At 57.6% G+C, this 24,536-nt stretch carries 24 protein-coding genes, 2 tRNA genes and 2 pseudogenes; 24 read left to right on the top strand and 4 right to left on the bottom strand.

Annotated features, from left to right (window positions below; genetic code table 11):
- Positions 1-179 precede the first annotated feature (179 nt).
- Positions 180-1,844: an OFA family MFS transporter gene (locus FBY01_RS19235; protein WP_010464600.1), complete on the bottom strand. Its 1,665-nt coding sequence runs from the start codon at positions 1,842-1,844 to the stop codon at positions 180-182.
- 224 nt (positions 1,845-2,068) lie between these two features.
- Between FBY01_RS19235 and FBY01_RS19240 the strand changes: the two genes are divergently transcribed.
- The 6 genes from FBY01_RS19240 (at position 2,069) to FBY01_RS19265 (ending at position 7,089) form a co-directional block, all read left to right on the top strand.
- Positions 2,069-2,473, top strand: coding sequence for an acetyl-CoA sensor PanZ family protein (locus FBY01_RS19240; RefSeq protein ID WP_077747588.1), 405 nt, complete (start codon positions 2,069-2,071; stop codon positions 2,471-2,473).
- A gap of 78 nt (positions 2,474-2,551) precedes the next feature.
- On the top strand, positions 2,552-4,783 hold the full coding sequence (locus FBY01_RS19245) for an AsmA family protein (RefSeq protein WP_145309174.1): 2,232 nt from the start codon (positions 2,552-2,554) through the stop codon (positions 4,781-4,783).
- Positions 4,780-5,847, top strand: coding sequence for an A/G-specific adenine glycosylase (gene mutY, locus FBY01_RS19250; protein WP_077747586.1), 1,068 nt, complete (start codon positions 4,780-4,782; stop codon positions 5,845-5,847). The genes FBY01_RS19245 and mutY overlap by 4 nt, the downstream gene beginning before the upstream one ends.
- Complete coding sequence (locus FBY01_RS19255) at positions 5,844-6,116, top strand: oxidative damage protection protein (protein ID WP_145309172.1); 273 nt, start codon at positions 5,844-5,846, stop codon at positions 6,114-6,116. The genes mutY and FBY01_RS19255 overlap by 4 nt, the downstream gene beginning before the upstream one ends.
- A 103-nt stretch (positions 6,117-6,219) precedes the next feature.
- Positions 6,220-6,295: transfer RNA gene (locus FBY01_RS19260), tRNA-Phe, on the top strand.
- A gap of 332 nt (positions 6,296-6,627) precedes the next feature.
- Positions 6,628-7,089 (top strand): DUF4234 domain-containing protein, encoded by a 462-nt coding sequence (locus FBY01_RS19265; RefSeq protein WP_010464610.1) that lies wholly within the window; start codon positions 6,628-6,630, stop codon positions 7,087-7,089.
- Positions 7,090-7,126: 37 nt separating this feature from the next.
- On the opposite strand, the gene FBY01_RS19270 is transcribed toward FBY01_RS19265, so the two are convergent.
- Positions 7,127-7,576, bottom strand: coding sequence for a hypothetical protein (locus FBY01_RS19270; protein ID WP_010464612.1), 450 nt, complete (start codon positions 7,574-7,576; stop codon positions 7,127-7,129).
- A gap of 268 nt (positions 7,577-7,844) precedes the next feature.
- Between FBY01_RS19270 and FBY01_RS19275 the strand changes: the two are divergent.
- The 6 genes and pseudogenes from FBY01_RS19275 to vapC all read left to right on the top strand — a co-directional run.
- Positions 7,845-8,282, top strand: a pseudogene (locus FBY01_RS19275) (DUF1016 N-terminal domain-containing protein); the annotation flags it as partial.
- Positions 8,283-8,464: 182 nt separating this feature from the next.
- The gene (locus FBY01_RS19280) at positions 8,465-9,439 is read left to right on the top strand and encodes an alpha/beta fold hydrolase (RefSeq protein ID WP_083375251.1); all 975 of its coding nucleotides are present in this window, start codon (positions 8,465-8,467) and stop codon (positions 9,437-9,439) included.
- A 37-nt stretch (positions 9,440-9,476) separates the two neighbouring features.
- Positions 9,477-9,893: a hypothetical protein gene (locus FBY01_RS19285; protein ID WP_010464618.1), complete on the top strand. Its 417-nt coding sequence runs from the start codon at positions 9,477-9,479 to the stop codon at positions 9,891-9,893.
- 5 nt (positions 9,894-9,898) lie between these two features.
- Positions 9,899-10,351, top strand: coding sequence for a hypothetical protein (locus FBY01_RS19290; RefSeq protein WP_145309168.1), 453 nt, complete (start codon positions 9,899-9,901; stop codon positions 10,349-10,351).
- A 175-nt stretch (positions 10,352-10,526) separates the two neighbouring features.
- Positions 10,527-10,757: a type II toxin-antitoxin system VapB family antitoxin gene (gene vapB, locus FBY01_RS19295; protein ID WP_083375253.1), complete on the top strand. Its 231-nt coding sequence runs from the start codon at positions 10,527-10,529 to the stop codon at positions 10,755-10,757.
- Entirely contained in the window at positions 10,757-11,164 is a 408-nt protein-coding gene (gene vapC, locus FBY01_RS19300; RefSeq protein WP_010464625.1) for a tRNA(fMet)-specific endonuclease VapC, read from the top strand. Before vapB ends, vapC begins: the two co-directional genes overlap by 1 nt.
- Positions 11,165-11,242: 78 nt before the next feature.
- On the opposite strand, the gene FBY01_RS19305 is transcribed toward vapC, so the two are convergent.
- Both FBY01_RS19305 and gabP read right to left on the bottom strand, forming a co-directional pair.
- Positions 11,243-11,569: a hypothetical protein gene (locus FBY01_RS19305; RefSeq protein WP_010464627.1), complete on the bottom strand. Its 327-nt coding sequence runs from the start codon at positions 11,567-11,569 to the stop codon at positions 11,243-11,245.
- Between the two features lie 345 nt (positions 11,570-11,914).
- The gene (gabP, locus tag FBY01_RS19310) at positions 11,915-13,306 is read right to left on the bottom strand and encodes a GABA permease (RefSeq protein ID WP_077747581.1); all 1,392 of its coding nucleotides are present in this window, start codon (positions 13,304-13,306) and stop codon (positions 11,915-11,917) included.
- A gap of 553 nt (positions 13,307-13,859) precedes the next feature.
- On the opposite strand from gabP, the gene FBY01_RS19315 reads away from it, so the two are divergent.
- The 12 genes and pseudogenes from FBY01_RS19315 to FBY01_RS19370 all read left to right on the top strand — a co-directional run bounded on the left by FBY01_RS19315 (position 13,860) and on the right by FBY01_RS19370 (position 24,448).
- Complete coding sequence (locus FBY01_RS19315) at positions 13,860-14,633, top strand: ABC transporter ATP-binding protein (protein ID WP_007897462.1); 774 nt, start codon at positions 13,860-13,862, stop codon at positions 14,631-14,633.
- Positions 14,634-14,646: 13 nt separating this feature from the next.
- Entirely contained in the window at positions 14,647-15,393 is a 747-nt protein-coding gene (locus tag FBY01_RS19320) for an ABC transporter substrate-binding protein (RefSeq protein ID WP_010464636.1), read from the top strand.
- A gap of 78 nt (positions 15,394-15,471) precedes the next feature.
- Positions 15,472-16,167 carry an ABC transporter permease gene (locus FBY01_RS19325; protein WP_010464638.1) on the top strand — a complete coding sequence of 232 codons (696 nt, stop codon included), beginning with the start codon at positions 15,472-15,474 and terminating at the stop codon, positions 16,165-16,167.
- A complete protein-coding gene (locus FBY01_RS19330; RefSeq protein ID WP_010464640.1) occupies positions 16,164-16,853 on the top strand; it encodes an ABC transporter permease in 690 nt (229 codons plus the stop codon). The genes FBY01_RS19325 and FBY01_RS19330 overlap by 4 nt, the downstream gene beginning before the upstream one ends.
- Positions 16,834-18,063: a methyltransferase gene (locus FBY01_RS19335; RefSeq protein ID WP_145309166.1), complete on the top strand. Its 1,230-nt coding sequence runs from the start codon at positions 16,834-16,836 to the stop codon at positions 18,061-18,063. The genes FBY01_RS19330 and FBY01_RS19335 overlap by 20 nt, the downstream gene beginning before the upstream one ends.
- A 343-nt stretch (positions 18,064-18,406) precedes the next feature.
- The gene (locus FBY01_RS19340) at positions 18,407-19,231 is read left to right on the top strand and encodes an FkbM family methyltransferase (protein WP_102593455.1); all 825 of its coding nucleotides are present in this window, start codon (positions 18,407-18,409) and stop codon (positions 19,229-19,231) included.
- Between the two features lie 78 nt (positions 19,232-19,309).
- Positions 19,310-19,385, top strand: a tRNA-Thr gene (locus tag FBY01_RS19345).
- A gap of 171 nt (positions 19,386-19,556) precedes the next feature.
- Positions 19,557-20,879, top strand: coding sequence for an integrase arm-type DNA-binding domain-containing protein (locus FBY01_RS19350; protein WP_145309164.1), 1,323 nt, complete (start codon positions 19,557-19,559; stop codon positions 20,877-20,879).
- A gap of 126 nt (positions 20,880-21,005) precedes the next feature.
- Positions 21,006-22,004: a hypothetical protein gene (locus FBY01_RS19355; RefSeq protein WP_145309162.1), complete on the top strand. Its 999-nt coding sequence runs from the start codon at positions 21,006-21,008 to the stop codon at positions 22,002-22,004.
- Positions 22,001-22,681, top strand: coding sequence for a hypothetical protein (locus tag FBY01_RS19360; RefSeq protein ID WP_145309160.1), 681 nt, complete (start codon positions 22,001-22,003; stop codon positions 22,679-22,681). The genes FBY01_RS19355 and FBY01_RS19360 overlap by 4 nt, the downstream gene beginning before the upstream one ends.
- 441 nt (positions 22,682-23,122) lie before the next feature.
- Entirely contained in the window at positions 23,123-24,103 is a 981-nt protein-coding gene (locus FBY01_RS19365; protein ID WP_145309158.1) for an integrase domain-containing protein, read from the top strand.
- A pseudogene (locus FBY01_RS19370) lies at positions 24,100-24,448 on the top strand (hypothetical protein). The gene FBY01_RS19365 and the pseudogene FBY01_RS19370 overlap by 4 nt, the downstream one beginning before the upstream one ends.
- Positions 24,449-24,536: the final 88 nt, after the last annotated feature.

The following is a 24,536-nucleotide window of genomic DNA, read 5'->3' on the forward strand; positions in this document are numbered from 1 at the left end:
AAGTCTCCCACGGTCTGTACTGGTTAGAGTCAGATGACGAGCTTTAGTCCCACCCACCCCTTCAAGTCTAAACATACAAGCGAGCCTGCTCGCGAAAGGGCCTTCACATTCAACATCTCTGTCGACTGTCAGACCGCATTCACGAACAGGCTCGCTCCCACAGGGGCAGTGCGTTTTACTTAGTGGAACAGAACCGCCGTCTTCTGCAGGGTCACCCAGACACCCCACGCCAACGGAATACCCACCACCAGCCACGCAGCAATCGCCAACGGCTTGGTGCCCGGCGCCGCTTTCCACTCCAGCACGGTGCTGGCATCAGCACCCTTGTCGTGGCCCAGCGCCTGTTCGGCAGCCAGTTCGGCGTCGGTCATGAAGTACTTGTCGGCCACCGGGCGAACCATCAGGTTGCACAGGAAACCCAGCACCAGCAGGCCCGCGAGGATGTACAAGGTGATGTCGTAAGCCGCGGCGCGCTCAACGCCGATGCTCAACTGATACTCACGAATGTAGTTCACCAACACCGGACCCAACACGCCCGCCGCCGCCCACGCCGTCAGCAGACGACCGTGGATCGCGCCGACCATTTGCGTACCGAACAGGTCCGCCAGGTAAGCCGGCACGGTCGCAAAACCACCGCCGTACATCGACAGGATGATGCAGAACGCCGCCACGAACAGCGCAACGTTACCCAGGTGACCGAGGTTCGGGATCAGCGCGTACAGAGCAAAGCCCAGGGCGAAGAACACGAAATAGGTGTTTTTACGGCCCAGGTAATCCGAGAACGATGCCCAGAAGAACCGGCCACCAATGTTGAACAGGCTCAACAAACCGGTGAAACCGGCCGCAATCGCCGCGATAGAAGCCAGTTGCCCGGCGTCCAACTGACCGAACGGCAGGTCAACACCGATCAATTTACCGCCGAACACTTCCTGCAACAGCGGCGAAGCCATGCCCAGGATGCCGATACCCGCCGACACGTTCAGGCACAGCACCAGCCACACCAGACGGAATTGCGGGGTTTTCCACGCCACATTCACGTGGACGTGACGGTGAGTGATCATCGCGTTCGAAGCTTTCTTCGCCGGAGCGGTCCAGCCTTCAGGCTTCCAACCGGTTGGCGGCACGCGGTAGGACAGTGCACCGCCGATCATGAACACGAAGTAGATCGCTGCCATCACCAGGAAGCTCTGCCACACACCGACGCTGTCTGCCGAAGCGAAGTGGCCCATCAGGGCTGCGGCCAGCGGAGCACCGACCATCGCACCACCACCGAAGCCCATGATCGCCATGCCGGTCGCCATGCCGCGCTTGTCCGGGAACCACTTGATCAGGGTCGACACCGGCGAGATGTAACCCAACCCCAGGCCGATACCGCCAATGACCCCGGAGCCGATCCACATCAGCCAGATCTGGTGGGTATAAATCCCCAGCGCCGAAATCAGCAGACCACCACACCAGCACAGTGCCGATACAACGCCAGCCTTGCGAGGCCCGGCGTGTTCGAGCCAGCCGCCCCAGATCGCTGCCGAGCAGCCGAGGAAGATGAAGAACAGGGTGTAGATCCAGCCGAGCATCGAGATCGGCCAGTCACATTGCGACGAGAAAACTTGCGAGATGAAGCTCATGTCCGGCGCGCAGGCTACCGGCTTGGTCACGCCCAGGGCTTTGGACAGTGGCAACCAGAACACCGAGAAGCCGTAAGCCATGCCGATGCACAGGTGGATGGCCAGTGCGGCCGGTGGTACCAGCCAACGGTTGAAACCGGGCTTGGCGATGATGCGTTCCTTGGACAGGAACCCGGGCTGATTGGCTGTAAAGCCATCCGCCGTGATACTCGTGGTCATTGTGTATCCCCCAATTATTAGTATGGTTCGCCAGCCACTCTTCACCCCCAGCCTTATGCGCACGCATGACTGTCTTTTTCAGGGTGAAGCTCCATTTTGGTGCGACATCACGTCGCAGAAGGACGGACGAACCGGCAGAGGTTACCATCTGTACGTGACAGAAAAACCAAAGTGATATCACCTTTGTGTAAGTCATCTGTTCTCGTACCACTGAAGGAACCGCTATGCCGATCATTGTCGAGCTGCTGCACGAAGCCACTTATCAGGATCAGCAAGACCTGCAAAAAATTTACCGCGACGCTCCGGACTGGCTGTTCGCCCCGTTTTCAGGGGGTTTGCAGCTGATCGAAAGCTGCCTGGAAGACGGTTCGCTGATCGCCGGACGCTTCAATGATCGGCTGCTCGGCGCGGCTCGCTTGCAACGAAACCACGACGTTTGGCACTTGTCCCAAATCTGCGTGCGAAAAATTACCCGTCGCCGTGGCGTTGCCGAACGAATGGTGGACGAAGCGCGGAAAATGGCTTCGCAATCGGGCGTGACCTTGCGTCTGCTGGCACCTGCCGGGCATCTCGAAGCTCAGGCACTGGCCGCCAAGCTGAAAGTGCCGCTGGATGTGCTGCCGACGTGATCGCTGACCGGTCGTCCGCTTCGGAGCGCTATACTCCCCGGCTAAATTTCGAATTCGACTAACTACAAGGACTCGCCCATGAAAGCGTTCGGCAAAATCCTGGGTCTGGTGCTTCTCGGGCTGTTGCTGATCATTGTGGCGCTGGGCTTTGCCCTGACCCACCTCTTCGATCCCAACGACTATAAAGACGAGATTCGCCAGATTGCCCGCGACAAGGCCCACATCGAGCTGACGCTCAATGGCGATATCGGCTGGAGCCTGTTCCCGTGGCTTGGCCTGGAATTGCACGAAGCCAGTGTCGCGACCCTGGCCAAACCCACCGAACCGTTCGCCGACTTGCAGATGCTGGGTCTGTCTGTGCGCGTGCTGCCGCTGCTGCGCCGCGAAGTGCAGATGAGTGACGTGCGCGTCGAAGGCCTTAACCTGCGCCTGAACCGCGACAAGGACGGCCACGGCAACTGGGAAGACATCGGCAAGGCCCCGGCGCCAGTCACCCCGGCCACGCCAGCCGCTACTGCTGGCGAACCTGCGCCTGCGCCGACCACTACCGCCCAGGCGGAAAAACCGGCCCAACCGATTCGCCTGGACATCGACAGCCTGACCGTCAACAACGCCCGCGTTGAATACAACGACGAGAAGACAGGCAAGCAGTTCAGCGCCGAAAGCATCCAGCTGAGCACCGGCCCGGTCCACGACTCGACCAACATTCCGGTCAAACTCACCGCGTTCCTCGGCACCAATCAGCCGGTCCTGCGGGTACGCACCGAGCTCAATGGCGAGCTGCGTTTCGAACGCGCCTTGCAGCGCTACAAATTCGAGGACATGAAGCTCTCCGGCGAAGTCGCCGGCGATCCGCTGCAAGGCAAGACCATGACCTTCGCTGCCCAAGGCCAGTTGCTGCTGGATAAAGCCGCGAACGTCGCCGAATGGACCGGTATCAAGATCTCTGCCAACCAAATGCGCGCACTGGGCGAGTTGAAGGTCAACGACCTCGACAAGACGCCGCAAATCAGCGGCGGCATTTCGATTGCCCAGTTCGACCTGGCGAAATTCGTCGACAGCATCGGCCAGACACTCCCGGCCATGACCGAAGGCAGCCTGAGCAAAGTCGAGCTGGTCAGCCGTCTGGCGGGCACGCCTGCGAGCCTGTCGCTCGACAACATCAACCTGAAAGTCGACGACAGCAGCTTCAGTGGCCGCATCGCCGTCGAGGACTTCGCCAAGCAATCGCTGCGCGCAACCCTCAAGGCCGACACCTTCAACGTTGACCGCTATCTGCCACCCAAGTCCGCCGAAGCCAGTAGCGCGACGCAAGTGCGTCAGGCCGAAGTCGCCAGCACCGAAGCCGACGCCATGGCGGGCGCCGGCAGCACACCGTTGCCCGCCGCACCGACCAAAACTGCGTGGAGTACAGAACGCCTGTTGCCGGTAGAACGCTTGCGCAAACTCGACGTACAGGCCGACCTGACCTTCGGCCAGTTGACCCTCGACAAACTGCCGATTCAGAACGCAACGCTCAAGGCCGCTGGCCAAGGCGGCCTGCTGACTCTGGAGGAACTGCGCGGCGACCTGTACGGCGGCAACTTCGAAGCCAAGGGCACCCTGGACGTGCGCCAGGAAGTACCGGCGCTGAACATGCAGACGCGCATCACCAAAGTGCCCGTGGAAAAAATCCTTGAAAGCCAAGGGAAGAATCCACCGGTCAACGGCCTGGTGACGCTCAACAGCGCGCTGACCGGCAGCGGCAACAGCCAGCAAGCGCTGATCGAGACGCTCAACGGCAACGCCAGTTTCGTCATCAACAACGGCGTGCTGCTCAACGCCAACCTTGAACAACAACTGTGCAAAGGCATCGCCACACTCAACCGCAAAAGCCTCAGCGGCGAGCCACGGGGCAAGGACACACCGTTCCAGGAGCTCAACGGTAACCTGACCTTCCGCAACGGCGTGGCCAGCAACCCAGACCTGAAAGTGCGCATCCCGGGCATGACCGTCAAAGGTGACGGCGACGTCGACCTGCGAGTACTGGGCATGGATTATCGCGTGGGCGTGATCGTCGAAGGCGATAAGAGCGACATGCCGGACCCGGCCTGCCAGGTCGGCGAGAAGTTCGTCGGCATAGAGTGGCCGCTGCGCTGCCGTGGCCCGCTGGAACTGGGCGCCAAGGCGTGCCGTCTCGATAACGAACGCATGGGCGAGGTCGCGAGCAAACTGGCGGGCGAGCGGATCAGTGAAAAAATCGACGAGAAGCTTGGCGACAAGGTCAGCCCTGAACTGAAAAACGCGCTGAAGGGGCTGTTCAAGCGATGAGAGCCGAGCAGTTTTCAACGGCGGTGCTGGACTGGTACGACCGCCACGGCCGCCACGATTTGCCCTGGCAACAAGGCATCACGCCGTATCGGGTGTGGGTCTCGGAGATCATGCTGCAACAGACCCAGGTCAGCACCGTGCTGAATTACTTCGACCGTTTCATGGCTTCGCTGCCGACGGTCGAGGCCCTGGCCGCCGCGCCGGAAGACGAAGTGCTGCACTTATGGACCGGCCTGGGTTACTACACTCGCGCACGCAATTTGCAGAAAACCGCAAAGATCGTCGTGGCCGAGTACGGCGGCGAGTTTCCGCGAGATGTCGAAAAGCTTGTCGAGTTGCCGGGCATCGGCCTGTCCACGGCTGGCGCCATCGCCAGCCTGAGCATGGGCCTGCGGGCGCCGATCCTTGATGGCAACGTCAAACGGGTGCTGGCGCGCTTTACCGCGCAAGAGGGATATCCGGGCGAGCCGAAGGTCGCCAAACAGCTGTGGGCGAACGCTGAGCGCTTCACGCCGCATGATCGGGTCAACGCCTACACCCAGGCGATGATGGATCTGGGCGCCACGCTCTGCACCCGCAGCAAACCGAGCTGCCTGCTCTGCCCGCTGGAAAAGGGCTGCGAAGCGCACATGCTTGGCCTGGAAACCCGCTACCCGATCCCGAAGCCGCGCAAGACCGTGCCACAGAAGCGCACGTTGATGCCGATGCTCGCCAACGGCGAAGGCGCGATTCTGCTTTACCGCCGGCCTTCTACGGGCTTGTGGGGCGGTCTGTGGAGCCTGCCGGAACTCGATGACCTCGACGACCTGCAACATCTGGCCTCGCAGCACTCGCTGGAACTGGGCACGCAACAAGCGCTGCCGAGTCTGGTCCACACCTTCAGCCACTTCCAGTTGTCCATCGAACCCTGGCTGGTTCAGGTCCAGGAGGCCGGCCATCACGTGGCCGAGGCCGACTGGCTCTGGTATAACCTCGCCACCCCGCCGCGCCTGGGCCTTGCCGCCCCGGTCAAAACCTTGCTCGAACGCGCGGCCGCCGTATTGAACGCAGGAGAGTTGTCATGACCCGCACTATCATGTGCCGCAAGTACAAAGAAGAATTGCCCGCCCTGGAGCGCGCTCCATTCCCGGGCACCAAAGGTCAGGACATTTTTGACCACGTCTCGGCCAAGGCCTGGGCCGACTGGCAGAAACACCAGACCCTGCTGATCAACGAAAAACGCCTGAACATGATGAACGCCGAAGACCGCAAATACCTTCAGGGCGAGATGGACAAGTACTTCTCTGGCGAGGAATACGCCAAGGCTGACGGCTACGTTCCGCCGGCAGAATAATCCCGATTTATCGGGGGTCGGAACGTAAGCGACGGTAATAGTTAAATTTTTTTTGAAAACTTGCTTGACGACCCCCCGAAAAACCCGTTTAATGCGCCCCGTTGCCCAGATAGCTCAGTCGGTAGAGCAGGGGATTGAAAATCCCCGTGTCGGCGGTTCGATTCCGTCTCTGGGCACCAAATACCGAAAACCCTGAATCGCAAGATTCAGGGTTTTTTTATGCCTGGGATTTGATAACGACAATCCACCGCAGCACAGCTGCCGGAAAACAATCACGCTTTAGTACGCCGCCTCGATGATGGCACCATGCTATTATTTTCCCCGTGCATGGAATAAAGCCGACATTGATCCCGATGCCCCGCATCCGAATCAGCCGATACAGGATAGAGACAGCGCAAGGAGTGCGTGCATTTCACCCCTCCCCGCAAAACACTGCCCTCCCCTGTTCGACGACACGAAGCCAGCCTTCCAGGCACGCTCCCTTCTCGAAAGTCCTGAACATGGAACAGTTATGTCTGACATCAATGAACTGAAAGACAAGGTCAACACCAAAACCTTGAACATGGTCCTGCTGTCGATTGCGACCGCCGGGATCTACTTGCTGTTGTGGTTGTACAAGAGCAACCAGAAGATCAACGAAACCACGAAAATCAAAGTGGTCGACGACACCTACGTCATCTGGGTCGCCGTCTGCCTTGGCTGGAGCGGCGCGTTGTCGAACCTGGGTGACGTGTTGTTCGACTCGCTTTCCGGCATTTTGCTGATCGCATTGAACGCGCTGTACATCGTATGGGCCTTCAAGGCAAAAAACGCACTGTCGGAATACGCCCTCAATGAGCACAAAATCGACCTGCGAATGAACGGGTTCTATACCTTCTTCCTGAACATTTTTTACGTGAACTACTGCATCAACGACTTGCCTGAAGAGCAGCGTAAACAACTGATCCTGCGTGGCCAGACGACGCAAGCCTGATCAACTGGCGAGGGGCAGTCTCGAAGGACTGCCACCGTCACTCATCACCCTTCCAGTTGAACACCAGATTACGCACGCCAGCGCTGCCGACATCTGTCGTGTCACGCTTTTCCTCACCATTACGGGTGGCGACCACGGTGTACTTGCCGGCCGGTAACTGGACGTAAACCAGAGGCCCTGCCTGACTGAGTGTCAGCACTGATTGACCTTGAGCACTCTGGATAACCAATTCAACATCCGGTACATATTTGCCCTCCGGCCCAATGGAAAAGGTCATGTGCAGGTTGTAGCCGGTCGCTTGCTGAATGGCCTTCGCTTCATCCTCGCCAATACCGCCGGACAGATAGGTAATCCCGTTCTGTTCCTGGCGCTGAATCTGCACGCCTGTACTGTCGATGGGCTCCAGGCTCGCGGCCCCTGACATGGCGGGAAACATCAGCACACCGATGGTGGCGATGGAAAACATGAGGGAATGGATGGACTTCATGATGGTGGCTCCCGGGTTCCACGGAACCCAATCGTTACTCCTTTTGGATTTCTCGCTGGATGCTCAAGTTTTAGATTGATTGGTACTTGGGCTCACTGCGAAATGGACTACACGTTGTATTCCTCAAGCACGCATTTCAGTCGGATTGCTCCTGCAAAACGAATCCGGCATTTCCTGCGGATATCCCGGCCGCGCCCTGCATCACCGCCCTGCACTCTTTTGCCATCCTCTTTCGCCTGTTCCTCCAGCTGCGGAAGACTTCAGGAGCATGGTCAAAACCGAAAACACCCAAGACCCACAACTCGCTTCTCTGGTGGGCAACCTTGGCGAATTGATACGTCAGGCGCGCCAGAAAGTGCTGCGAGCGGTCGATACCGTTCAGGTGCAAACCTGCTGGCAGATTGGAAGGCATATTGTCGAGTTTGAGCAGGAGGGGGCTCGACGGGCGGGTTATGGCAAACAGCTGCTGTCTACGCTGGCGAAGGTACTGACAGCGGAGTTCGGGAAAGGCTTTGACGAAACCAATTTGCGAAAAATGCGCCTGTTTTATCAGGCGTTTCCAATTCGAGACGCACTGCGTCTCGAATTGAGCTGGACCCACTACCGCAGGCTGCTGCGAGTCGACAGCGATAAGGCGCGCAAGTGGTACATGGACGAGTCTGCCAACCAAAACTGGTCAAGCCGAGCTCTGGAACGCCAAATCAGCTGTTCGCCAGCAAATACAAACTAGTGCTGCCGAGCGAAGATGAACTACGTGCTGAGCTGGATCGAGAACGGGCGGCAATCGAGGAGCGACTGCTTGATCTGATCCCCTGATAAACACGGGCGGATTGTTCACACGCGGTGTGAGGACTATCGTTGGCAACTACCCGCAAAGGTCCAAAGCCGATGAATTTGCAGGACATGCCTTCACTGGCGCCGACTCAGATCGAATTGTCGCTGACCACCGATACTGCTGGCGAACCGTTCAAGGAGCCCGCCGCAGACGCCTTCATCCTCGGCGGCTTCACTTGGCGGCACGCCTCTCAGGACCGCGCGCGCCCGGTCGTCATCATCAACGCGGCCACCTCGGTTCGTTGCCGGCATTATTCGCGCTTCGCCGACTACTTGTTCGCCAACGATTTCGATGTCATCACCTATGACTACCGCGGCATCGGCGAGTCGCGCCCAACGTCGTTGAAAGGGTTGCAGGCGTCATGGTCCGATTGGGGCGCGCTGGATTTCGAGGCGATGCTCAAGCGCGCGCAGCGCGAATTCCCAGGCCAGCCCATTGATGTCGTCGGTCACAGCTTTGGAGGCTGTGCAGCGGGTCTGGGAGCGTCCGGGCATTTGATTCGGCACTTGGTGACAGTCGGCGCGCAATTCGCTTACTGGCGCGATTATGCGCCCGCCCATCGCTGGCGGATGTTCGGCAAGTGGCATGTGGTGATGCCGTTGATGACCCGGCTTTACGGCTACTTCCCCGGCAAACGCCTCGGCTGGCTGGAGGACACGCCCGCTGCGGTGGTTCGCGACTGGAGCACCCCCACGGCTCGCTACGAAACGCGGCCCAGTGGTCGCCTCATGCACGCAAAAACCGGCCGGCTTCCCTTTGCATCAGTCACCGCAAAAACCCTGGCCATCAGCATCAGCGACGACCCATACGGTACGATTGCCGCCATCGAGCGCCTGCTCGGCTACTTCACCCACAGCACAAATACCCACCTGCGAATCGCCCCCGAAGACATCGGCGAAGAAGAAGTCGGACATTTCGCCTTTTTTCGCAGCGCATACCAAGCCACACTATGGCCCATTGCATTGTCCTGGCTGCAGACCGGCGAACTGGCCCCCGACACACCCGGGCGGCGCGTGCCACGCAGCTGATGGACTTGCCCACTCAACGAAATACGGAACGACCCCCATGGCCTCCGCCAACAAGCAGCAAAAACGCGCCACACGCGCCAAAGCCAAGGCCAAGCAGAACCGCACCCAACGGGCCGCCGCGCCGGTGGAACTGGACCCGAATGACGATCGCATCGACTTCGAATCGGTGGACCTGACCGAACTGTTCAAAAAAATGATCGACGCCGAAAAAATCAGCCAGCAAGCAATGTGCATGGCCTTCCTCGAAGACCCGCTGCTGGAACTGGTGTACGAGCAGGAAGGCGAAGAAGGTGCGATGGATTTCATCCTCGCAGCGCTGATCGAATATCGCCAATGGTCCACCGAAGTCGATGAAGCCGGCGCCCTGGCGTGGATCGAATCGCCAGCCTTCCAGGCTGACTATGTCGCGGCGTCCGACGTCATTGCGGCCCAAACCCAACAGAAAGCGAACTGAATTTAATGGCATCCCTGAACAAACAGCAAAAACGCGCCAAACGGGCCAAGATCAAAGCCAAACAAATCAACATCCACGGCCGCAAACCCGCCGCACTGGACGATGACCTGGGCGAAATCGGCGAGCCGATCCCGGAATACACCCTGGCGATGTTCAGCAAAATGCGCGACGCCGAAGCCATCAGCCGCAACGACATGCTGCAGGCCCTGCTGTCGGACCTCGCCGAAATCATCAGCGACCACCCCGAACTGCTGGACATGGAAAATGCCGACAACGAAGCCATGGCCGCCACTCACCTGGCCGCCGACATGCTGATCGACTACCGCATGTGGACCGATGGCATGGACCGCGATGCCGCACAGGCGTGGCTGACCGATCCGCAGTTCATCACTGATTTTGGCGATGCGCTGGACAGCTATCGTCAGTCGCTGGATGCGCAGGAAGACAAGAGCGAATAAATACTCGCCCTTGAAAGCAAAAACGGCCGCTTGTCATCACTGACAGCGGCCGTTTTTTATGTCCATTTCCAAAGCTCATCGACCTCTCGTCATCGGATAGGTATATCCCATTGACATATCCCAATAGAGATCTATTCTCTGGACTCAGACACCAGTAAAAACGCAGGAGGCCACAATGGAACAGACTACCCTTTTCATGAGCAATCGAAGCCAGGCTGTCCGTCTGCCGAAAGCTGTGGCGATGCCAAGTGACGTCAAACGGGTCAACGTATTTGCCATCGGTCGGGCTCGCATCATTACGCCTGCAGACGAGACATGGGATAGCTGGTTCGATGGAGATAACGTCAGCACAGATTTTATGACTGATCGCCAACAACCCGCCGATCAGGAGCGTGAGTCGTTCTGATGATCAAGTTCATGCTCGATACCAATATCTGTATTTTCACCATCAAGAACAAACCGCAAATAGTCAGAGAAGCTTTCAACTTGCATGACGGACAGTTATGCATCAGCGCGATTACGCTGATGGAGTTGATCTACGGTGCCGAAAAATCAGCGACCCCCGAAAAGAACCTCGCGGTAATTGAAGGCTTCACAGCCCGCCTTGAAGTTTTCCCTTTCGACAATGAAGCAGCCGCGCATACCGGAATGATACGGTCCGAGCTAGCGAAGGCCGGAACGCCCATTGGTCCCTATGACCAAATGATTGCCGGACATGCGCGCTCACGAGGGTTAATTGTCGTCACCAACAATCTGCGTGAGTTCGAACGGGTACCAGGATTACGTGTAGAGGATTGGGTTCATCCCGATTGAATCGAATAAAGCTAACGAAAAAAAAAGGCCGCTTGTCATCACTGACAGCGGCCGTTTTTTTAAACCTTCAAACAACAATCAGGCAGCAACACCTTCCAGACGCGGAATATCAAAACCCAGCTTGGCGCTGGCATAACCCAGTTCGCCTTTGGCGATGGACTGAGCCTTGTAGCCGGCATCGATCAGGTCCTTAACGTACAGCTTGTTGTAGATGAACATGAACACCAGGTTGCTGAGGCTGAACGTGAAGCAGGCCACGACGAACATGATCGCCGCCCACTTGAAATCACCACGGAACAAAGCCGGGAAAAAGCCAAAGAAAAACACGGTCCACGAGAAGCCGATTGGCGCTTCTTTCATGGCACCGGTGTTAGGATTTTTGAACACAACCGATGTAAACGCCATGCCTGTCTCCTTGATGCCCCAATGGGTTGGCTGGATGGCCGGGCTCTCCATGCAGCGCTTTAAACGGCAAGCACACGCAAATGCATCTGTGACTCGCGTCAGATGAGGGAGCAGGCAAGAAAGGGTCGGGGCTTTAGCCAGGAAGGCTGGGGGCGTCGAACAATCCGTGTCCTGAAACTCCATCGCACCCCGCAACAGCGAGATACACATTCGGCGAGAAGGCTACTATCTAGCCATCACTGTGTCCATCAGGTAAACGCCCGATCACTCGTCTGAATGAAAACAAAAACGACCGCGATCATTTCTGATGGCGGTCGTTTCTGTGTTTCTACAGTGTCAGAACACTCAGCGCGCAACCGCTGCGATCAACTGCTCGTTGCGACGACGGCGCGCTACGAACAAGCCCGCAGCCACGACCAACAAGCTCAGCAGACCTGTCGCGAGGATCTCGACGCGGTGGGCTTCCTGGAACAGCATGATGGTCAGGGCCGCGACGATGAAGATGATCACCGCATAGGTCAGGACCGGGAACAGCCACATGCTGAAGGCGATTTTTTCGCCGCGAGCCATACGTTGTTTGCGCATACGCAGCTGCGAAATCGCGATCACCAGGTACACCAGCAGCGCGATGGCGCCGGAACTGGCCAGCAGGAATTCGAACACCGCAGCCGGGGCTACGTAGTTGGCGAACACGGCAAGGAACGCTGCGCCAGTCGACAACATGACGGCCCAGTACGGCGTGCCGCTCTTGTTGGTGCGTTGGGAAACGGCCGGCGCATCACCGCGCTTGCCCAGGGAGAACATCATGCGCGAAGCGGTATAGAGCGCCGAGTTCAGGCAGCTGGTCACAGCGACCAGCACCACGATGTCGACGATCAGTTTGGCATTCGGGATGCCCATACGCTCAAGCACAGTCTGGTAGGAACCGACAGCGGCCAGTACCGGATCATTCCATGGCACCAGGGCCACGACGATGAAGATCGACACGAGGTAGAACAAACCAATCCGCCAGATCACCGAGTTGGTGGCCTTTGAGATTTGCTGGCCCGGGTTCTTCGATTCCGCGGCCGCGATGGTCACGATCTCGGTACCCATGAAGGAAAACATGGTGGTCAGAATAGCGCCCAACACCGCGCCCATGCCGTTTGGCAGGAAGCCCTGGGTGTCGAACAAATGCGAAACGCCGCTGACCTGGCTGTTCGGCAGGTAGCCGAAGATCGCCATGATGCCAAGTGCGATGAAACCGATGATCGCGATGACTTTGACCAGGGCGAACCAGAATTCGAACTCACCGTAGTTCTTCACGCTGAACAGGTTGGTCACTGTCAGCAGCAAAGTGATGACCAAAGTGAAGGCCCAGATCGCCACGTTGGGAAACCAGGCATGCAGGATGGTCGCGGCGGCATTGGCCTCCAACGGGATCACCAATACCCAGAACCACCAGTACAACCAGCCGATGGTGAAACCGGCCCAGTGACCGATCGCGCGATCGGCGTAGGTCGAAAAGGAGCCCGTGTCTGGCGAGGCGACAGCCATCTCGCCGAGCATGCGCATGACCAGCACCACCAGAGCACCGGCGGCGGCGTACGCCAACAGCACGGCCGGGCCTGCGGCGGCGATGGCGTGGCCGGAGCCGACGAACAGGCCGGCGCCGATAACCCCGGCGATCGACAGCATGGTCACATGACGCGGTTTGAGCCCCTGTTCGAGGCCATTGGAGCTTGGGGTACTGCTCATTGAAACTACCTTTGTAAGGGAAAGCGATTTGCATCCATCCCGTCCGGCGTTCCTTCTCGTAAAAAGAAACCAACAGGGCGTTCCATATTCTGCACGCAATAATTGCGCCAAAATGTTTCAAACTCCCGAAGCACAGGGCCTGCGGCGTGACCGGACAGTCATCGCAAGTCATTGAGATTAATGGCAATTCGCCAGAGCGTTACCCTGCGACCCACTTTGAGAACGAAACAACGCACCAGAAACACACCCGAAAATGTGTCGACGCACAATAAAAGTGCAGATCAGGAACGTTTGGCCGGTTAGCGCTTCCAACACCCCGTCAAAGCTGGCAACATCGCGCCCTTTTTTACGCGACACCCGCGGGACAGCTGGTTCAAACGGCTGTTCGGTTGATAGCAGCGCGACAGTCTGCTGTACCGATGCGACAACCTGCCACATGCCACCCGTTTACCGCCCGTAGCGCTGTTGGCTGCCATTCGAACGCTATGCTAGCTTGGCCGCCTCGCCAGGAAGGCCAACCAACAGCAGGAGCGAAACACTATGAGGAACGCACATGGCTGAGGCCACGCCCGCGCTTGAAATTCGCAACTTGCACAAACGCTACGGACAGCTCGAGGTGCTCAAAGGCATCTCGCTGACCGCCCGCGACGGCGACGTGATCTCGATCCTGGGTTCTTCCGGTTCCGGCAAGTCCACATTCCTGCGTTGCATCAACCTGCTGGAAAACCCGCACCAGGGCCAGATCCTGGTGGCCGGTGAAGAACTCAAGCTCAAAGCCGCCAAGAACGGCGAACTGGTGGCTGCCGACGGCAAGCAGATCAACCGTCTGCGCAGCGAGATTGGTTTTGTGTTTCAAAACTTTAATCTGTGGCCGCACATGAGCGTGCTCGACAACATCATCGAAGCCCCGCGCCGGGTGCTCGGCCAGAGCAAGGCCGAAGCCATCGAAGTCGCCGAAGCCCTGCTGGCCAAGGTCGGCATCGCTGACAAGCGTCACGCCTATCCGGCGCAACTGTCCGGCGGCCAGCAACAACGCGCGGCCATCGCCCGCACGCTGGCCATGCAGCCCAAGGTGATCCTGTTCGACGAACCGACTTCCGCCCTTGACCCGGAAATGGTCCAGGAAGTACTTAATGTCATCCGCGCACTGGCCGAAGAAGGCCGCACCATGCTGCTGGTCACCCACGAAATGGGCTTTGCCCGTCAGGTGTCCAGCGAGGTGGTATTCCTCCACCAGGGCTTGGTAGAAGAGCAAGGATCGCCACAGCAGGTGTTCGAAAACCCGCTTTCGGCACGCTGCAAACAATTCATGTCCAGCAACCGCTAACGGAGCTACCCGCATGCAGAACTTCAAAAAAGTCTTCCTGGCTGCCGCCGTCACCCTGGCGTTCAGCGCCGGTGCCATGGCTGAAACCCTGAAGATGGGCATCGAAGCGGCCTACCCGCCGTTCAACAATAAAGATGCCAGTGGCAATGTCGTCGGCTTCGACAAGGAAATCGGCGACGCCCTGTGCGCCAAGATGAAAGTCGATTGCACCGTGGTCACGTCCGACTGGGACGGCATCATCCCGGCCCTGAACGCCAAGAAGTTCGACTTCCTGATCTCCTCGATGTCGATCACCGACGAGCGCAAGCAAGCGGTCGACTTCACCGAGCCGTACTACTCGAACAAACTGCAGTTCATCGCGCCGAAAGACAAAGAGTTCAAAACCGACAAGGATTCCCTGAAAGGCAAAGTGATCGGCGCACAACGTGCGACCCTCGCCGGCACCTGGATGGAAGACAACATGAAAGACGTCGAAGTCAAACTCTACGACACCCAGGAAAACGCCTACCTGGACCTGACCTCCGGTCGCCTGGACGGCATCCTGGCCGACAAATACGTCAACTACGAATGGCTGAAAAGCGACGCCGGTCGTTCGTATGAATTCAAGGGCGACCCGGTGGAAGAAAGCGACAAGATTGGTATCGCTGTACGTAAAGGCGACACCCTGCGCGCGAAGCTGAACCTTGCCCTGAAAGAAATCGTCGAAGACGGCACTTACAAGAAGATCAACGACAAGTACTTCCCGTTCAGCATCTATTGATTCTGACTTGCCTGGCCGGCGCCGTTCTTTGACGGCGCCAGCCCTTGGCATTGCCTGCTGCACATTGAAAAGAAATCCATGACTATCGATCTCTACGGATTCGGCCCGGCACTCGCCGCTGGCGCGCTGATGACTGTGAAACTGGCACTCTCGGCCCTGTGCCTCGGGCTGGTGCTCGGTCTGCTAGGCGCCTTGGCCAAGACTTCCCCGTACAAGCCGCTGCAATGGCTTGGCGGCACTTATTCGACACTGGTTCGCGGCATCCCGGAATTACTGTGGGTGCTGCTAATCTACTTCGGCACGGTCAACCTGATGCGTGCCCTGGGCGAGTTTTTCGGCAATCCCGACCTCGAACTCAATGCCTTCGCCGCTGGCGTGATTGCGCTGGGGCTGTGCTTCGGCGCCTACGCCACGGAAGTGTTCCGCGGTGCGATCCTGGCGATTCCCAAAGGTCACCGTGAGGCCGGCGTGGCGTTGGGCCTGTCGAAGTTTCGCATCTTCACCCGGTTGATCATGCCGCAGATGTGGCGCATCGCCCTGCCCGGCCTGGGCAACCTGTTCATGATCCTGATGAAGGACACGGCACTGGTGTCAGTGATCGGCCTGGAAGAAATCATGCGTCACGCGCAAATCGGCGTGACCGTGTCCAAACAGCCGTTCACCTTCTATATGGTGGCCGCGTTCATGTACCTGGGCCTGACCATTCTGGCCATGACGGGCATGTACTTCATGGAAAAACGCGCCGCTCGCGGCTTCGCGAGGAGCACCCAATGAACTGGGAAGTCATCATCAAGTGGCTGCCGAAGCTGGCCCAGGGCGCCACACTGACCCTGGAACTGGTGGCCATCGCCGTCATTGCGGGTTTGCTGCTGGCCATTCCGCTGGGCATCGCGCGCTCATCGCGGCTCTGGTACGTGCGGGCATTTCCCTATGCCTACATCTTCTTTTTCCGGGGCACGCCGTTGCTGGTTCAGCTGTTCCTGGTCTATTACGGCCTGGCGCAGTTCGATGCGGTCCGTAACAGCTCGATGTGGCCGTACCTGCGCGATCCGTTCTGGTGTGCCACGGCGACCATGACCCTGCACACGGCGGCCTACATCGCCGAAATCCTGCGTGGTGCAATTCAGGCGATCCCGCCGGGCGAGATCGAGGCCGCGCGGGCGCTGGGCATGTCCCGACCGAAAGCGCTGTTCTACATCATCTTGCCCCGTGCCGCGCGCATCGGCCTGCCGGCCTACAGCAACGAAGTGATCCTGATGCTCAAGGCCAGCGCGCTGGCCAGCACCGTGACCCTGTTGGAACTGACCGGCATGGCCCGCACCATCATTGCCCGGACTTACCTGCCGGTGGAGATCTTCTTCGCCGCGGGCATGTTCTACCTGCTGATGGCTTACGTGCTGGTGCGTGGCTTCAAGCTGCTGGAGCGCTGGCTGCGCGTCGATGCCTGCCAAGGGCGCTGATTCTCCTGTGCTGACGGGCGAGGCCCTGCTCGCCCGTTTCACGGCGCTGGATGCTTTTCTGATAAAGCATCAGGCGTTGTGGAAACCTCGTCCGTTTACTCATCTGCAACTTCCTTGGGAAGCGTCCTACCCGGAACTGGCAACGTGGCTACGCGGCCGGTCGCTGGAGGATGCGGAAAGCAGCCATAACCAACCCGGTTTGCTGGATGCGCCGCAGCCATTTGCTGCGTTGGCGGCGCTGTCCCTTGAGCTGGATTCGGTGGGCGAGTTGCCGGCGCATGCATTGGAAGCGGCCGGGCATCGATTGAATGTCGATGTGCCGGGCCGTAAGTGGCAGCAGATTGAAGCGTTCGCCAGTCGTTTGTCGTTTACCACGCCGCCCAGGCATTGGCTGGACTGGTGTTCAGGCAAGGGCCATTTGGGTCGACGGTTGCTGCAACACGGCCAACAACTGACCTGCCTGGAATACGACCCTGCGCTGGTTTCCAGCGGCCAGACGCTCAGTCAACGCCATCACCTGCATGCGCTGCATGTCGAACAGGATGTGCTCGCGGCGGATACCATTGCGATGTTGAATGCCGATCACACGCCCGTTGCGCTGCATGCTTGTGGTGATCTGCACGTGCGGCTCATTCAATTGGCCAGCGCCGCAGGCTGCAAACAATTGGCCATCGCGCCCTGCTGCTATAACCGAATCAGCCTTACTGCGTACCAACCGCTTTCCCCGGCCGGTTTGCGATCCGACCTACAACTCTCCCTCGACGATCTCTCGTTGCCGATGAGCGAAACCGTCACCGCCGGGGCTCGCGTCAGACGTCAGCGCGACACTTCCATGGCCCGGCGCCTCGGCTTCGACTTGCTGCAAAGACAACTGCGTGGCGTTGACGAGTACCTGCCAACTCCCTCCCTACCGAGCGCCTGGCTGGATAGATCCTTCGCCGACTACTGCCATCATTTGGCCGCGTTGAAAGAGTTATCCACAACCGGCCCGCAAGATTGGTCAGCACTCGAAGCCGCTGGCTGGCAGCGACTTGCCGAAGTGCGCAATCTGGAATTGCTGCGTGGCCTTTTCCGACGCCCGCTGGAGCTTTGGCTGGTACTCGATCGGGCACTTTTCCTGGCCGATCAGGGCTACACCGTTCGCCTCGGCACCTTCTGCAAAACCCCGCTCACGCCGCGCAATTTCCTGCTCTTGGCAGAACGTCCGTAAAAAGCCACAGCCTGTGGATAACTCTGTTGATGGAATTATCATGGATCCAATATAACCGCCTGTTTCAGCGGCGAAACGCTACTGTTCAATTTTCGTACACATGATAAAAAACCGAGAAAAACAGGCATTTGCGCACAAATGAGAATGGGTCCACAAAAAAGTCATGAGCGCCACTCCTGAGTGCGGCCGTTGTGCATAAGCGTCCGACGAAAAGGACATAACCGCCGAAACCCGGTCGCGCTCGGCGGAAAATTGCGTGCCGCGATCACCCTTGTTATACAGGCAGACAAGAGCGCCAAAGTGCGCCCACGAACAAGAAATCTCTGACAGACAGGAAGCCACAGTGACGTTCATTTCTTACGCACAGAATTTCGAAGACATACGCCTGTGGCGCGCCCTCAAAACCGTCGAAAACGGCTTCTATATCGACGTCGGTGCCAACCACCCCACTCACGACTCCGTGACAAAAGCTTTCTATGACCGTGGCTGGACCGGCATCAACGTTGAACCGATGCCCAATTATTACGAAGCGCTGTGCCAGGAACGCGCCAAAGACACCAACCTGCAATGCGTGGCAGGTGAAAGCGCCAACGACCTGACCTTCTACGGCATCGCCGGCACCGGCCTCTCCACCCTCGATCCGGCCATGGCGCAAATGCACAAAGACGCCGGCATGGACGTGCGCAGCCAGACCGTCCAATCCCGCACCCTGACCTCCATCTGCGAAGAACACGCCCCGGGCCGCGAGATCCACTTTCTGAAAATCGACGTCGAAGGCCACGAAGAAACCGTCCTGCGCGGCATGGACTTCAGCCAATGGCGGCCGTGGGTCATCCTCATCGAAACCCCATGGGACCGCGACCAGACCTGGGAAACCCTCGTCACCGACGCCGGCTATCAGTCCATCCTGTTCGACGGCATCAACACCTACTACCTGGCCAACGAACACCTGAACCTCAAACCCGCCTTCGACATCCCGCCGTGCAACCTGGACGAGTTCCAGTTCTGCAAAGGCCACAACTTCAGCCACCCCGTCAGCGACGCCGAACACCAACTCGCCGCCGCCCTTCAACGCGCCGAACAGGCCGAAGCACAGCTGCGCGCGATGCAAAACAGCCGCACCTGGAAAGCCCTTCAGAAACTCAAGAAAACCCTGCTTCGCGCCTGACGTGACGCCTGCGCAAAAATAGTCTGAATTCAGGGGTTTACAGAACCAATCCAATCGCTATAATCGTCGCCCTAACACGCCGGTATAGCTCAGTTGGTAGAGCAACTGACTTGTAATCAGTAGGTCCCGGGTTCGACTCCTGGTGCCGGCACCATCCAAGGTTCCAGAGAAGGCTTTCAAAATCTCTGAAACTCCCGAAAAACCCGCCTTCTGGCGGGTTTTTTCGTTTTGGCGTTCCGTCGGTTTCCGTCAGAAACTGGTGGATTCCAACCGTTTTAGGGGTAGTGTTAGGGGTAAGGTAATTCGATAAAGGGGGAGTACCCTTATGTCGCGCACCACTGCTCCACTCTCCGATTCGGCTTGCCGCTCAGCCAAGCCCACTGACCGCGCTTACAAGCTTTTCGACGGCGACGGCCTCTACCTTCTAGTCCAACCCAATGGCCGTAAAGGCTGGCGTCTCAGGTATGTCAAACCTGATGGACGCGAAGGACTGACCTCGTTCGGCAGCTATCCCGTGGTCGGCCTTGCCGATGCGCGCAACAAGCGCCTGGAGGTCAAGCGGATGCTGGCGAAAGGCATCGACCCCATAGAGACCAAACACCAAGCCAAGACGCAGGCCGCAATCAAAGGCCGAACCTTTGAAAGCGCTGCACTGGAATGGCACAAAGCGATGTCTACCAAATGGGCTCCGGGCCATGCCAAGACGGTCCTGAGCCGCCTCAAAACCCATGTCTTCCCGCTGATCGGCGCTCGCTCTATTGTCGATCTGGACACCCATGACCTGATGCAACCTCTGGAAGCAATCCAGAAGCGTGGCACGATTGACGTCGCGTTAAGGGTACAAAACTACCTGCAAAGCATCATGCGCGAGGCGAAACGTGCTCGACAGATCGCGGCAAATCCTGCCTCCGACCTTGAAGGTTTGATCAAAGCACCGAGGGTGATTCACCGCCCTGCTTTACCCTTATCGCGTCTGCCTGAATTGCAGGAGCGCATCGACACCTACAGAGGCCGCGCACTTACCCGGCTGACGGTCATGCTCTCGCTGCATGTGTTCGTCCGCTCCAGCGAACTGCGCTTCGCCCGCTGGAGCGAGTTCGACCTCAAGCGCGGCACCTGGGAGATACCGGACACTCGCTCCGCGCTGGAAGGAGTACCCTTTTCCACAAGGGGTACGAAGATGGCAGGGGACATCCACCTTGTACCCTTATCGCCGCAAGCCGTGACTCTGCTTGAACAGATCCACGTCCTCACCGGCAAATTCGACTTGGTGTTTGCAGGCGATGCCAAGCCCTGGAAGCCCATGTCTGAAAACACGGTGAACAGCGCGCTCAGAAAAATGGGCTATGACACCAAAACCGAAATCTGCGGGCATGGGTTTCGTTCGATGGCCTGTAGCGCGCTGATTGAGTCAGGGCTGTGGTCGGAGACAGCCATTGAAAGGCAGATGAGCCACAAGGAGAGGAATAACGTCCGAGCGGCCTATATCCACAAGGCTGAGTTCATCGAGGAGCGCCGACTGATCAAGAACTGGTGGAGCCGGTACCTTGAGGCCAATCGGCAGGAGCACCTTACGCCCCACGAATTGGCTAACCATATCGGCAAGAATGTCACTCGCCTTCGTCACAAGCCCAGCGTGACTGAGTAAGGACATCTGTGCTTATCTCTACAAACACTGCAGCCTATTAAAGCTTTGGATGGCAATCCGCCCACATGCCCTCGACTGGCTGTTAGGTGATGGAGATAATGAAGTGACTAACCAAGGGGCCGACCGATGAAAGAAATGTCTGACACGGAAGTGACGCAGTTCGTAGAGCAGCAATTCGGAGCCGAGCTCGCGAAAAAGCTGACGAACATCGGTCGAGGCGGCAAAAACAACAAGAAAGGCTCGGACTTCGAGAATTTTTTCGCGGCTAACAAAATCTGCCTCATAGCATCGAACGTCGAGGCAAGAGAGTATGGCGACTACCACATCACCTGCCAGGAAACCGCTTTCGTCGATGATCTATGTGTCCGCCATTTGTCTGCCGCACAAAAAACCAACTACCAAGCCAAGAATTCAGACGGTGATCCCGCTAGCTGGGATGAGGAGATGCAGTGCCGCTTCGGTATGCAGCAAATCATCGACCATGACCTTCATCTGAGCAAAATTTCCACCCAGGTATTACTCGTCAGTAGCATCGACAAGGCTGCAGCCAATGACGCAAAAATCCCTGCAGATATGAAGGATTACTGCCTGTCCGAGCATTTCCCCTACCACACCTCGTCCACCCAGTTGGTAATTGGACATGGCCCTTTACGTGAGGCGCTGAATAAGCTGTGTACCACCCAAAGCTTGTCAAACGTTGACGCGGCCTTTAGATTGGTGCTAGGCCAGTGGTGCGCGGACAATGAACATGGCCGTACGGTACTGGACGTCCTGACCAAAGCCAAAGCGATGTCTCATCCTGATGTATTCGCAAGCTTCGTGCCCAACGGTATAGAAGAAGAGGAAGTTGGGGTCGTGACGGTCAAAAATCTGCAGGAATCCGATGCACCCACTTGGCTCACAGACCTGCTGGCCGCTTTCCAAATGCCTTCTGTGACGGTAGAATGCGGCGCTTTTATTGTCAGCTACAATGGGATGCAGGCGAGGGTTACCTCAAGCATTGCTAGCCCGTCACCTCAAGCTCTGGCCAAGCTCAAAAAGCCTGGAGACATCGTTGTTTTTCTGATGTCACTTGAAGCAGAGACGTTAGATGACCATTTGCCCACAGGGGAAAACCGTCAATGAGCATTGTGAATAGGAAATACAGTGCACTTGCTAAAGGTGAAGCTAAGGCAGCCTTGGACAGCCTTCTATCATCGACGGATAACCCGCAAGCTTACTCGGCCACCATGCGTGCGCTGGGAGAACTGCTGGGTGGAGTGCTTAATCAGAAAATTCCGGCACACAAGCAATGCCTTTTAGCGTCAACCGCAGAGGACGCCGATTACCTCAGCAAGGGTATTTATGACTGCCTGAAGGAAAATCACTCCACCAAAGCTGCAGTATTTTGGAATAACCATTACTCCATTCCAGGTGGAAGCATTGCTCCAGTCGTGCATAAATTCCTAGAACCTGGATATGAAGGTGCCACGGTTTTGGTTATTGCCAAGTCGATCATTTCAGGCAGTTGCGTTGTGCGAACTAACCTTCTTGAGCTTATCGAGCATGTGAATCCCGAGAAGATATATATCGTCTCACCAGTGATGCACATCAGCTCTGAAAAAGCATTACGCGATGAGTTCCCGAGCTACATTGCTGACAAGTTCGAGTTTCTGGTGTTCGCAGTTGATAGCGAAAAAGCAGAAGACGGCGAGATCACGCCTGGTATCGGTGGGCAAGTTTACCCTCTGCTTGGCCTCAAGGGTCAGCCCGCGAGAGTCAGCTACATGCCCAACCTTGTCAGAGAGCTAGCCTCGCTGTAATGAAAAGCCCTACCACGTAGGGCTTTTTTTCGCTTGCGCATCTATTTTACATAGGCCAAGAGAGCCCTTCTCAAGCGTAGCAGCATCATTCAATTTCTAGCAGAGCTTGGTTGCTGAGGACGTGACGGAGCCCAGGGAATAGACTGCACCTGACTGACAGTCAGGCACGCCCCGGTCATCGCCTCACTGCCTTCACCTGACTCAAGATCTCGCGGCGCCGGTCTCGTCCGCCAGCGCAGCCTCCATCCGCCCACGTCTTCGGAAGTGTTCAGGAGGCCAGATCATGAGAAGCCCAAGCTCTCGGTCGTAAAGAGCCGCTAGTCCCGCGCAGTGGACAACCCTCACAGGTCGCAGGGGCCTTGATCCCTGATAACACTCAACATCTTTGGCGGGATGACGTGGGGAAAGTCTCAAAGGTTTGGCTTCGAGAGGAGTTTGATCATGGCACTGGTAGGTAGACGGGACGGGCGGAATTTTGGCGATGGTCGGCAACTGAGCTATGCCGGGCCGCAAGCGCTGAAAGACATGTTCAGCGGTAGGCACTATGGGACCGTTACAGCGCACAGTGATCGCTGGCACGCGTTTGTTCGGTGGTGTCGGTCGGAGGATGGACCAGGTATTAACGATGCGCGACAAATTGATCGGCAGACCCTGCTGGAGTACGCCGGATATCTGCGTCAGCAAGTTGAACAAGGCGCTATAAGCATCGCCACCGCGCAAAACCGATTGTCCAGCGTGAACCGGACCATGGCTGCGCTTCGCGGTGATCAGTATGTGAAGGTCGTGAGTTCGAGCAAGGCGTTGGGAATGCGGCGCACCAGTGTTCGTCAATCGGTGCCGCAAGGCCAAGATCGCGAACATGTGAAACGGATCGTCGACGTACTCTGCGAACACCAAATGCAACGCGCTGCCGCCATCGTGCATTTGGCGCGAGTCGCCGGAATGCGCTTGCGCGCGGCCATTTTGGCCGACCCTCCTCGACTGCAACGGGAAGCCGAGCAACTCGGGAGTATCAACATCCAGGACGGCACCAAAGCTGGACGCTCGGGAGCCTCGGCCCCTCGGTGGATAACGGTGGATGAGCACATCCGCGACGCACTGGCATTCGCCCTTCAAGTCCCTTCTGATGGTAGCCGCAACCTGCTTGCAGCAAATGAACGCTACCTCGATTTCCAACAGGTAATCGTTCGCCCCGCACGGGAGATTCTCCATACGCACAAACTCAAGGGCTTCCACGAATTGCGAGCGGCCTATGCGTGCGAACGCTATAAGCAAATCACCCATCATCCCGCGCCCATCAACGGTGGTCGTTGCTACCAACTCGACCAGCCCCTCGATCAGCAGGCCCGAGACCAAATCAGCTATGAACTGGGGCATGGCCGTATCGACGTGGTATCGGCCTACATCGGTGGTCGAACATGAGCAACAAACCATTCGATATGGAGCTGTTCCTGGCGGGCGTTCTGACCGGATCGCATGCCACACGTGAGCGTCACCTACGCCAAGCAAAGGCCATTCAAGCGGCGATTTCTAATCGCTGGTACCGAGATAATCCATGGGCCTGGCAGCGAAAACATCTTGACTGGTTTCTAAATCAGCACCTGAACCAGCACTAAGTCGACGCGTTTTTACTATCTGCTGACCGTGCATTTACTCACTACTCGCTTAAACAAATCCTGGCAGTTCAAAAAAGCTTCGCGAAGGCCGGCATCTATAGAGGACGCTGCATTAACTACTCTACACAAAGTAAAGGCAGGGAAGGAATAAACAAAAACAAGGGCAAATCGCGTAAACCTCCCATTATTTCACAATTGAGAGGCTTACCTTTCAAATCATCTATCACAGATTTTTCGCT

Origin of the sequence: Pseudomonas sp. SJZ077, assembly GCF_007993905.1 — a bacterium.
Taxonomy (GTDB): domain Bacteria; phylum Pseudomonadota; class Gammaproteobacteria; order Pseudomonadales; family Pseudomonadaceae; genus Aquipseudomonas; species Aquipseudomonas mandelii.